9 protein-coding genes and 1 pseudogene are annotated in these 11,703 nt (G+C 36.6%); 3 read left to right on the forward strand and 7 right to left on the reverse strand.

Features of this window, described 5'->3' with window-relative positions; all coding sequences use genetic code 11:
- Positions 1 to 536: pseudogene (locus ACFIO3_RS02905) on the reverse strand (autotransporter outer membrane beta-barrel domain-containing protein); the annotation flags it as partial.
- Between the two features lie 332 nt (positions 537 to 868).
- Between ACFIO3_RS02905 and ACFIO3_RS02910 the strand changes: the two are divergent.
- Positions 869 to 1,072 (forward strand): hypothetical protein, encoded by a 204-nt coding sequence (locus tag ACFIO3_RS02910; RefSeq protein ID WP_375607367.1) that lies wholly within the window; start codon positions 869 to 871, stop codon positions 1,070 to 1,072.
- Here ACFIO3_RS02910 and ACFIO3_RS02915 read toward each other — a convergent pair.
- From ACFIO3_RS02915 to ACFIO3_RS02925, 3 genes are read right to left on the reverse strand one after another with little or no spacing between them, the layout of a single operon-like run.
- On the reverse strand, positions 1,069 to 2,040 hold the full coding sequence (locus ACFIO3_RS02915; protein ID WP_375607366.1) for a WD40 repeat domain-containing protein: 972 nt from the start codon (positions 2,038 to 2,040) through the stop codon (positions 1,069 to 1,071). The genes ACFIO3_RS02910 and ACFIO3_RS02915 overlap by 4 nt on opposite strands.
- Before the next feature lie 10 nt (positions 2,041 to 2,050).
- On the reverse strand, positions 2,051 to 3,079 hold the full coding sequence (locus ACFIO3_RS02920) for a CobW family GTP-binding protein (protein WP_375607365.1): 1,029 nt from the start codon (positions 3,077 to 3,079) through the stop codon (positions 2,051 to 2,053).
- Positions 3,080 to 3,100: 21 nt separating this feature from the next.
- Entirely contained in the window at positions 3,101 to 3,844 is a 744-nt protein-coding gene (locus tag ACFIO3_RS02925; RefSeq protein ID WP_375607364.1) for a creatininase family protein, read from the reverse strand.
- Positions 3,845 to 5,873: 2,029 nt separating this feature from the next.
- Here ACFIO3_RS02925 and ACFIO3_RS02930 point away from each other — a divergent pair.
- Entirely contained in the window at positions 5,874 to 6,224 is a 351-nt protein-coding gene (locus ACFIO3_RS02930) for a hypothetical protein (RefSeq protein ID WP_375607363.1), read from the forward strand.
- 808 nt (positions 6,225 to 7,032) lie between these two features.
- Here ACFIO3_RS02930 and ACFIO3_RS02935 read toward each other — a convergent pair.
- Positions 7,033 to 8,367: an NAD(P)H-dependent oxidoreductase gene (locus tag ACFIO3_RS02935; RefSeq protein ID WP_375608716.1), complete on the reverse strand. Its 1,335-nt coding sequence runs from the start codon at positions 8,365 to 8,367 to the stop codon at positions 7,033 to 7,035.
- Positions 8,368 to 8,526: 159 nt separating this feature from the next.
- On the opposite strand from ACFIO3_RS02935, the gene ACFIO3_RS02940 reads away from it, so the two are divergent.
- Positions 8,527 to 9,006, forward strand: coding sequence for a MaoC family dehydratase (locus tag ACFIO3_RS02940; RefSeq protein ID WP_375607361.1), 480 nt, complete (start codon positions 8,527 to 8,529; stop codon positions 9,004 to 9,006).
- Between the two features lie 915 nt (positions 9,007 to 9,921).
- Here ACFIO3_RS02940 and ACFIO3_RS02945 read toward each other — a convergent pair.
- Positions 9,922 to 10,581 (reverse strand): methionine ABC transporter permease, encoded by a 660-nt coding sequence (locus tag ACFIO3_RS02945; protein ID WP_375607360.1) that lies wholly within the window; start codon positions 10,579 to 10,581, stop codon positions 9,922 to 9,924.
- The gene (locus ACFIO3_RS02950) at positions 10,574 to 11,608 is read right to left on the reverse strand and encodes a methionine ABC transporter ATP-binding protein (RefSeq protein WP_375614753.1); all 1,035 of its coding nucleotides are present in this window, start codon (positions 11,606 to 11,608) and stop codon (positions 10,574 to 10,576) included. The genes ACFIO3_RS02945 and ACFIO3_RS02950 overlap by 8 nt, the downstream gene beginning before the upstream one ends.
- Between the last annotated feature and the right edge of the window lie 95 nt (positions 11,609 to 11,703).

Raw genomic sequence — 11,703 nt, forward strand, 5'->3', positions numbered from 1 at the left:
GCAACAGACCATTTATTAAATGCGCTTTTTTTGCTTTGTTCAACATCCTGAGGGTGTAGAGAAAGATTTCCATAGTTCCCCAAAACTCCAAAGAATGTACGACCATATAAACTCTCAATCTCGTTTAACAAAACACCTGCTTCAAGTGCATTATAATCGAGCTCAGCACCATAGCCATATTCAAAAGCAGATAAATTGGAAGCATAATGATGGCTCCCCCCATAAGCACGCAGAAAAAAGGCTGTCTTTTCATTCTCTTTCCAAGAAGAATGAAAAGCATTCCGCATTATCTCCAACGTCTTATTTTGCGTGATCATATCCACTAAACCAGCATGAAATAAGGCATTTGGCAAAAGAAGATAAGTTGGAACCTGTGGAACAACAGCTCTAATACCTAGCTCAGGCGGAACATCAAGCGGTATAGAGAGATTAGACGAAGGTTCCAAAGCATCAGAGGACTCAGAAGGCTTTGGTTCAACAGGGGAAGAAGCAGAAGGAACAGAATCTGGAGATGAAGGTGATACCGGAACAGAGGGCGGTAATAGAAGCTCCATGAAATGATTATTAGATAGAATTTTCTAGGCAAGAAACTAAAGTGTAGAAGGCTGCTCGTAGGAAACTTTGTTCTTTAGAGGGGGAACTCAAAAAACTTTTTATTTAGGAAAATAGTGTTGAATTCCCTTCTTCTGATCGTAGGAATAAATCGTTGTTTTAATGATGAGATCAGCTATTTTTTGCCAAATTTTTAAGAAAAATGCTGTTATGGAAGTATGTAGCCTATATAGATGTTTATAGGGAGATAGGGGGCGGTCTTAGGGGTGATGTTTTTATTCTTGTATGGGGGTAGCAATGTTAAAATGTCAAAAACATGTTTAAGGTATTTTCTTGTCGAAAGGGTGCAGGAAAGGAAGAGGGAAGATTTAATGATTACGAAGATTTTAGGAGACTTTTGGGGGGAGAGATTAGGGAGATAGGATTTCTGAGAGCTCTAGAGATGCAAGGGGATAAGATTTCTGGAGGATTGTGTGGGCATTTTTTATCAGCGATGATTGCGCTTGTTGGTGTAATTTAATCAGTGATATTGATTATACCACATTCACCATTTTCGCTTCCAAAGGCGAGGTTGTGCCCTGCTTGATCCCAGTTGAGTGCTGAGATAGCGCTTTTCCCATAACCTTTTAGAAGGACTTCTTTTCCATCATGAAAATATGCGGCTAAAATCATTCCATCATTGAAGCCTATTGCTACAATTTCTTTGTTTGGGTGGCATGAAACGGTGCTCACAAGCGCATTTGCTTGTGTGCCTAGTTCTAGAGGTGTTTTTCCCATGGGGCCGTCTTTTGTATGAAAGGGCCAAATAATTGCAGCAGAGGCACCTGAGGTTGCTAGCCATTTTCCTTTGGCGCTCCAAGACCAGCTTTTGACTTTGCTTGGGTAGCCACTCATGCGGAGGTGCTGATTATCAGTCAGACGCCAGCCATGCAAGGCATTTTCTTGCATCGTGGAAATGACATAGCGGTTGTCTGGTGAAAAGGTGACACCACAATGAGCTCCTTTCCATACCAATGTGGTAGGAGATATTTGCGTTGATAACCAATGAAGAGTAACACCATTGTAATGGGCAACGGCAAGTCGTAAACCTTTTGGGGCAAAAGCTAGGCCTTCTACACTGCGTTCATGCGTGAGCTCTTGCTGTTCTTTTCCAACCTGTGCAAATGCGAGACGAGAGGAGGAAAAGGCAAAAGCTTTTTGTGGTCCAAAAGCAACGTTGTTTATCCATTTGCGTTCTTTTTGGCTTAACACTTCTGTGTGATCCGCTGCGGTTGTTTGACAGACTTTTCCATCTTCTCCCCCTGTGATGATTGCGGTATTGTCATGGGAAAAATGGCTTGAAATTATTCCTTGGTGAACCTCAACGATTTGTGGGGTTGGGGTTAAAAAAACAATGAAACCTTCTACGGAAACAAAGGCTGGTTTATTGCCTATAAAACCGCAGGAAAGGCAGTAACTTTTGAGATAATAATGGGTAATGTTTGGCATTATTACTTACTCATGCACAATTTTCAAAACCAGTTTTTAACTGTTTGGCATCAAGAGAGCGTCCGATAAAAACAAGACGGCTTTCTCGTTTTTCATCTTCACGCCATGGGCGTTGATGTTGTCCCTCAAGAAGCATATGTATCCCTTGAATGACGTAACGATCATCGTCTCCTTGAAAGGCGATAATGCCTTTAAGACGCAAGATATTAGGCCCCTGTTGCTGCGTAACCTGTTGAATCCAAGAAAAAAACTTTTCTGGTTGCAAAGCGCCTGTTTTTAAACTTACAGAAGTGATGGTAATATCATGAAGGGTGGATACGTTATGATGGTCATGATCGCAATCGGGACCACATACATGGTCGGCGTGTTGGTCTTTATGTTGGTGATCGAGAAAATGAGGCTCATGATCGAGAGTCCGTTGGAGATCAAAAGAACCACGATTAAGGAGTGTCTCAAGAGGAATATCGGCGCGCTGTGTTGTATAGAGTATAGCGCGAGGATTAATAGCTAGAATGAGAGATTCAGCATGGCTGCGTTCTTGTTGAGTAACAAGATCAATCTTATTTAAAAGAACAATATCTGCGAAAGCAATTTGATCTTCAGCTTCACGATTTGTTTTTAGTTGAGAGGGCAAATGCTTTGCATCAACGACCGCTATGACACTGTCGAGAGCTGTTTTTTCATGGACCGTATCATCCATGAAAAAGGTTTGTGCTACAGGGACGGGATCAGCAAGCCCTGTTGTTTCGATAATAATCGCATCAAATCGATGAGAACGTTGTATGAGACTTTCCAAAATGCGAATGAGATCACCACGTACGGTACAGCAAACACAACCATTATTCATTTCATAAATTTCTTCGTCTGATTCAATGATCAGGTCATTATCAATACCAATTTCACCAAATTCATTGACAATGACGGCATAACGTTTGCCATGATTTTCACTAAGAATGCGGTTGAGAAGTGTGGTTTTTCCTGCGCCAAGATAGCCTGTGAGAACCGTAACAGGAAGTTTGTTGGGCTGTATTTTTTCCATGGAGGGACCTTTTATTGTTCTTTATTGCCATGTGTTTATGTTAAATCGATGGATATCATCAAGTAAATCACGAAGCTGAGACAGAACATGAGAAAAGATTGCTTCACCGGCTTGTGGTGTTGCTTTGCTTGCGTCTCCTGCCGCACCTTGCGTGTTTAGATCATGCATTGTCCAACCAAAGGCATGAGGACCATAAGCGCGTAAATATCGATAATTGGCAATCATATCTGCTTGCTTATTATGAAAATTTTTTGCCTTCTCCATATGAACTTTTTTCGGTGCTAAATAAAGCATGAGAGAGGTTTCGATAAAACCTCCATGGATATCAAGATGTTGTTGAGATGGCTCCATGAGACCTTGTGGTAAACCAAAACGGCTCCAGCTTGTTGCTACAGCGAGCATGGAAAGACGCTTTCGTAATTCGGTGATAACAATGCTCATTAAAGGTGAATTGCCTCCGTGAGCATTGAGAAGAAGAAGACGGTTGATCCCTTTGTGATAACAGTTTTCACCAATCTTTATCCATCGCTTAATCGCATCAGAAAAGGTAAGGGTTTGTGTACCTGTAACATCCATATGTTCTATGGAATAGCCAATCTTTTCAACTGGTAAAAGTGCGATAGGGAATTGCTCTTTTGTTTGTAAAGTGAGAGCTTTTGCAAATGCTTCAGCTATAATCCAGTCGGTTTCAAAGGGAAGGTGCTCTCCGTGATATTCATGTGCACCTAAAGGTAAAAGAGCGAGAAAAGGTGGGTTAGATACCATAAATTAATGCCCAAAAGAGAAGTCAACAGAGATAAAGTGATCAAAGGCTTTAGAGTTATTTTTTAGTCTATATATAAAAGAAATGCAAATATCATATTTTTACATTACAGAGGGATGTTATAAAAATGAGAGCTTTGTTAAAAACAGTGAAGCTTTTATTGAAAAAAGCCAATTCAATTGTTGATGTAATATGAGGTGACTCTTCTCAAGATAGATATCTCTTGTAAGATTTTTTGATATGTATTCTTGTTTTTGACAAGTAAATCTTCGGGCATATTAAATACTTCACATCATGTAATGAAAACTGATTTTTCTATTGTCTATTAAAGTGAAAGTTTTGATAAAGCTGCATATGCTTCTTTCTGCTATGGAGCAAGAATAGTCAAAGTATTTTTGTTGTTATGAGTACTACGATAGAACAGATTTTGGTTTCAATCAGCATTCCTAAATTCTTAAGTTAAGTGTACGTATCTATATTACAAAAGAATAGAAATTGATTGATTTTATTTTGGATAGTGTATTAACAGACTTTAGTGTTCATGAGAAAAAATGAATATAAAGGGAAGAATTCACTAAGATAGAATTTGCTCTCTCAGAGAGCAGTTTATAAGATGATTCAAAAAGAAACACCGTTGGATACATGATAAACAGAACGCCATTGTGTTGCACATCGACACGCTTGTTTTAAAGAAACATTTAGTACACCAAAGCCTATTTCACGACGCAGCTTGTGAATGGTATAAGGGTAAAACCTTATAATATAAAATCTATTGTGTTCCACCATCTTTACACTTTAAAAGTAAAAAGGGGCACCATCATTCACTTTGCCAGTTTTCAATACTATGTTAACAGCGCTTGATAGTTAAGATACCTCATAAGTAATATTTTCCTTTCTTCAAGTGTATTTATACACACATCGATCTCGTTTGTGATTTGCAAGTGAAGAAATTTGATTGATTCAATATAAACAGAGTTAAAATATAAGAGAGTTTTATAATCGTTAGCTTTCTCATTCAACAGGCAAAACAATAAATTTATTATTCAATATCAGTTTTATGGCGTTATTTTTTCAATGCGCTACTTAAGTTAGTATTTCAAAAATGTAATTTTTTAGTAATTTTCTCTATCACTTTTCCTTCAAGCATTTGATCAATTCTTTATTATTATTCATTTTGCACAAATTGCAGACAGTTATGTGAATATTACAAAAATTTATTTCAAAGAGAATTATTTTTTACTAATACAGAGTAAATATAATTACTCAAAATATAAATAAGGCTACGCTCTACAATATTGACGAAAAATATGGAATAACTTTTATAAAAATTAATAAAGAAAGTTGTTTTTCAGTATTTTGTGGGATCAACTTATTTTTCATGACTCTCTTTTTATTTAATTTTAGGTAGTTTGTTGGAGATCAATTATTGCTTATAATGTTTTTGTCAATCTGATAGATTTACTTATTTTATGCGTTTGTTTTGTTAGGTTTGAAAGTCAATATTTTGTTACAATTTATACCTATTTTATAGAAAAATAGTATACTATTTAAAGATTTATTTATTATGATATATTTGTTTTAGATCAAGTTTTTTTATTCTCTACCAATTTTATTTTTTAATATTACTGACGAGTGATATAATAAAAATCCATTAAGTGCTATTTATTTTTATTGAAATAATAGACAAGCACTATCATTATATTGAAAGTTTTTAATGTTATAATTCTTTAAAATTAATTACATTTTAAATTATTTATAAAAGCTCTATTATATAATTTTTTAAATGAATTTGTTTCGTAATATTTCTTATAATAATAAATTTAACAAATTCTTATTATTTTTATCATTTATTGTTTTTTATCTTTACATGTAATACATAATGTGTTATTTGTTAATAACAAAATTACATATAATATTTTATTTATGTGTAATTATATAAATGATTAAATAGATTAAATATAAGTTTTGGTTTTTATATATGTGAATATTCTTTCATTTTTTCAGTGAAGAAAAAGAGGAGCAAAGAAAGCTATGTTTAAAATATTTAAAAATCGTGTATGTTCATTTACTTTTACACTATTTATTCTTTTTTTTGTACAAACTATAGAGGGAAATGCAAGTTTTGTAAAAAATCAATTTCAAGAGGGAGGAATTGTTTCTACATTAGAAAAAAGTGCGGTTGTTAAAGCGGTAGATAGGGTTGTTATCCATAACATTGAAGGACAAAATGAAGTTGCTTTAGGGAAACCTGAAAAAGCTGCTGCCTTTTCAGGTTCAGCCTTTTGGGGGGGGATAGGTATTTTATCACTTCTTGCTTCTTTATGTATTGGGGATGTATTAGGTGCTGTTGTATCTCTTTTTGGAATATTCATTACACTTTAGTAGAAAGCTCATCGACAGAGTCGAGGATTTTTTGTTCACTTCATTATTTAAAAAAATAAATATTTTATTATTTATACTATACTAGATAATAAAATCACTACTCTTAATATTAAATGTAGCTTTTATTAACATTATTAAAGTTCAAGATCCTACATTTATGTTTTTTTTACAAATTAGTGTAACCTGATTTTTTTACAGTTTATGGTTATTTTCTAGTAATAAGGATAGTATACTTACTATCTTTATCAGTCTTTTAATATTGTCTACCTTTTCTCATATGAAGATTATTCATCAAAGGTATATTTTATCCTTTTTAAATTTTTTTATCTTTCATAAGGGGATAAAATAAAAAAGTATCCCTGTATTCATGGCTTTCACGCAATAAGAAAAATGAGAAATTATTATTTATCATTTCAAATTTGTTGATGTTAAATCCATAAAAAGTATTTTTTATGTATAACAAGTTGTGTTCGTGTATGGACAAAATTATTAAAGAAAAAAGAGTAAAAATTCTTCTCATGAATTATCTCTAAGGTTCAAGGGCTGTTGTAATATTGGCAAATAAATGATGATGCTGGTTTGTATCTTCATAGAGTAAAGATAGTGATACACAATGAATCTTATGCCATCTCATGGGGTGGTTTATATTGTCGCATTTACAGGACATATTGTGAGAGGGAAGTGGTGATGTGCATCGTTGGAAAATGCTTTTATTAAAATATAAACCTGTATTTGCGATAGAGGTGTATTCTGGGTTATTCTGTTGCTTAAGGGAAGGATACTGTTAAGTAAGGTAATTCAGGAGCATTTATAGCTTAGTGGAAGAAGGGTAATGAAGTAAAAGGTCTTGTTTAGCACGAAGACGTGCAATCCATTGATCTTCACGAATGGCTGTATTATGTACTGTAATGAGTTCGTTTTTTTTAATTGCAGCTGTTACTGTTGCTTTTTCCAAAAGACCACAAGGAATGGCGTGGTGAGCGCGTGCTTCTGCGATGTTCATTATCCAAGCACGATAAGTATAAAGACCGATAAAGTCTAGCTGATCACCTGGATGTAAATCTTTTTTAGCAACAGCACAGACTTCTACTACGGGATGGCTAAGAGGGACCATATCTTTTTTTCCATAAAGCATAATACGTGCGCAGGTAAGGGGAACTTCCATTGCTGTTAAATGATAGGGGCGATGAAAGGTGAAGTAAGGCCCCTGACCAATTTTTAAATCTTCCATACGCTCGCGTAAACGTGGGTGTGCTATTTCTGCAATCACAAAAACACCTGGTGAAACACCTTGACCTATTGAATAATCTACAACACCATATCGCTGTAAAATGCCTCCATCTTGCTTTGGAATAAGCACTTTATTTAAATCTTGTAGCGCTGCTCGTGGTCCATGCATTCCTGGGCAATCGGGGAGAAGGCCGGTGGCATTGGCAATGGCTGCCATTTCAACCATCGTTTTGGAACCATCAATAAATTCAACCAACATGCGTACATTCATATTACGCTGGAATGCTTCTTCTTCGTAAGCATCAGGTGTAGCATCAAAGCGCAGAGGATTATTTTTTCCTTTACCTGCTGCAACAATCTTATGTCCAAGAGCTGAAACAAATTCTATGAGTTCCATACAAGAAGTTGGTTCATCGCCGGCACCAAGTGTATAAATGAGCCCTCGTTTTTCTGCTTCATGTTTGAGATAAGCGCCAATTGTAACATCTGCTTCAACATTCATCATGACAAGATGTTTGTTATTCTCAAGCGCTTTGATACCAATTTCTGCTCCTGCTTCGGGATAGCCTGTTGCATCAATGATAATATCAATTTGTTCATGGCGCAAAACAAGGTCAATATCATCTGTCGCTGCAATCAAACCATTTTCAATGCTTTGCGTGAGAGCATGAGCATTTTCAATTTCACAGACATGTCCATCTTCGCCATAGGCTAGTGTAGCGGCATCAAAAATACGTGATGGTGTCCTCGTGGCTACAGCAGCGACTGTTATACCATCCATATGCGCAATACTTGATAATAAATCTGTCCCCATTTCACCGCAACCAATCAGTCCAATACGGATGGGGGGATGGTTTTCTGCACGTTGTTTCAAATCATGCGCTAAACCTGTTAGGTTCACATTGCTTGCCATTCTTTTTTCCTATTTGAAAACTATTCTGCTAAAGAACTTTTCTCATTCATAAGGTGCATTTGTTTTTAAGACAATTAATCTTTTATTCTTGATGCTCTAATCAATGGATTTTATAAAAGCAAGAGGGGGGCTTTTATCGAATAAAATAGGAATAGCGTTATGCAGCAAAAAATAGCAGTACAAGATATCACCAGTTTTATTGGGAAGGAAGTAGGATTATCGGAGTGGCGTCTTGTTACACAGGATATGATTAATCAGTTTGCATGCGCTACAGATGATCATCAATGGATACACGTTGATGAGGAAAAGGCTAAGCAAACACCGTTTGGTGGCACGATTGCTCATGGTTTTTTAACATTATCGCTTTTGTCTACGCTCGCTTATGAGACTCTTCCTGAGTTGGAAGGGACCACAATGGGGATTAATTATGGTTTCGATAAAGTACGCTTCATGAGTCCTGTGAAAACAGGGGTACGGATACGTGCGCGTTTTGTGTTAGACGACGCAGAAATTCGCCCTTCTGGTCGAGTGGTTTTCCATTATGGGGTTACGGTGGAAATTGAAAAATTAAAAAAACCAGCTCTTACCGCTCAATGGCTTATCGTTGCTGTTGTGGAAGAAAAACCTTCCAATATCTAGATTATTTGAGTGCTTTATTTTACAAAATTTTTATACAACTCTATTAGAAGTTTCTTCAATGATGATATTGAGAATAATCTATAGGATAATAGATATGATCGAGCTATCATAGCGTTGATAGCCATAGCAGGTTACTATCTTTCCTAGATCGTTTTGAAGAGGAGTTTTCTAATGAAGATAGTGCATTGCTTCGCGCTTTTATTTATAGCGTTCTTTATGGGATCATACCCATCACGTAAAACAGAACGCTTCAAATGGAATATACTTACGTTGCCAATTCACAGGCTTATTTTAAAGCAATGTCTCTCAACGCTCGTCACACCCATTTCGCAATGGCGCCTGTGAATAGTATAACGATAAAGCCATTGAGCACCCTCATATTTTTATGCTTGTGAAGAAGAAAACCGATACTATTATCATATTATATGCTAGCCGCCAATGTTAAGACAGGTCTTGGCGCTGGAGATAATTCATAAGAGGCATGCCTTCCTTTCTTGTATTTTTTTACTCACACGGCTCTTCCCGCTTGTAACGTGCAAGAGAGAGGTTTTGGTTGATTCTATATGGAACAAATTGGGAATGAGAGGATCTTACGGTATTCAGAGTTCTCGTTCAATATGAATAACACCATATTATCATTATAAATTCAATGTGTTATCTACGGTTTGGAGAGGTTGTGGTCAATGTCTTAATTTAAAGAGAGTCTCACATACTATGAGATCTCTTATTTTATCCCCTTTTATATTAAAGCCATTAAAACTATTTTCTTTCATGTTACAAACGGATGGGGAGAGATAAAAACTGTTTAAGAAAAAAGTTCCTAATCTCTTATGAGCGTTTTCGATAGGCAAGGGTTGGTACACTTGGAAAGTGGCAAAGAGGATGATGGTATTGGCATGTGAAATTCTAAGTCTTTTAATGTTTTGTTTTATCAAGTTTTTGTACGATTTTATCAGAAGTCCATTGGGTTGTAATATTGAGCACGATCAAAAGGATGATGACGATGGTCATGATGAAGGTATTGTAGCGTTGGTAGCCATAGCGGATTGCCATATCCCCTAAACCGCCTCCACCAAGATATCCAGCAAGTGAGGTGGCTCCTATAAGAGAAATGACCATGACTGTAAAACCTGTAATCAGGCTAGGGAGAGCTTCAGGAATAAGAACATGTCTGATAATTTGAAGACGACTTGCACCCATCGAGCGGATCGCTTCAATGAGACCGTTTTCAACGGTTTTAAAAGAGAGTTCCGCCATGCGAGCATAAAAAGGGATAGCTGAAATGGTCAGTATAAAAATTACAGCAGGCATTCCTATCCCTCTTCCTACAACGATACGCGTTATGGGCAGAAGATAAAATGCAAGAATAATAAAGGGAATGGCACGAATACTGTCAATGATCATGCTTAAAGGGCGATTGATGAGAGATGAGGAAAAAATCCCTCCGCGTGCTGTTGTGTGAAGAAGAAGACCAAGGGGAAGTCCTATAATAAATGCCATAACAGAAGCACTAAGTGTCATCAATATTGTATCAATAACAGCTTGGGGAAGTTCATGAGACAGAACATTAAACATAGCCTAAGACCTCACAATATCGTCCTTTTTTCGTTAACCATTGAACAGCTTTTTCTAAAGCTTCTTTATCTTCTCCAGGAAGAGCCAAGAAGAGTCGCCCGATGGTTTCATCTTGAACTGTATCAATGCCACCATGCAAAATACGTGCTTTTAAACCACTCTCATTTTCTAGAAGATGAAGAAAAGGCTGCTGGGTAATTTCACCGGCAATATTAATTTCAATGACAGCTTCTCGTCCGATTGGTTTGAGATTTTTCGCAAATTTTTCAGGAAGTTGCGGGGTTACAAGCTTGAGCATGGCTATGGTTGTATCGTCTTGCGGTGATGTAAAAATGTCTTTCACACGTCCTTCTTCTACAATGTTTCCCTGATTAAGAACAACAACGCGATGCGCTATGGTGCGCACAACTTCCATTTCATGGGTGATGAGCACAATCGTGAGATTGAGGTGTTTATTAATATCAGCAAGGAGCTCTAGAATAGATTGTGTTGTTTCAGGGTCAAGAGCAGAAGTGGCTTCATCTGATAATAATATTTTAGGATTAGCAGCAAGAGCACGAGCAATGCCAACGCGTTGTTTTTGCCCCCCAGATAATTGTGCTGGATAGCAATATTCTTTCCCAAATAACCCAACCAATTCAATCAGTTCAAGGGCACGTTTGTGGCGTTGTTTTTTATTTACACCACTTAATTTAAGCGGCAATGCAATGTTATCAAGAATATTTTGCGATGAGAGAAGATTGAAATGTTGAAAAATCATCCCAATTCGTTGACGGTAAGGCGCCCATTCTATCTCTGATAGATTGGAAATATCAACACCTTCAAAAAAAATGGCCCCTGCATCAATCTTCTCTAACCCATTTAAACAGCGGATAAGTGTTGATTTTCCTGCTCCACTGCGACCAATAATGCCAAGGATTTCACCAGCATGGATATTTAAAGAGAGATTATTAATTACCGGAACACCAGCCGTTTTGTTAAAACAACGGCTGATGTTTTTTAAGGAGATAAGAGTAGGTTTTTCCATTCACAATTACTCGGACATTTGGCACAATTACTCAGATATTTGGCACAATTACCAAGATGTTTGGGCGGTTTTGCCAAAAATCTCTTTGATTTTTG

It is taken from the genome of Bartonella sp. AD328YNZD (assembly GCF_042196425.1).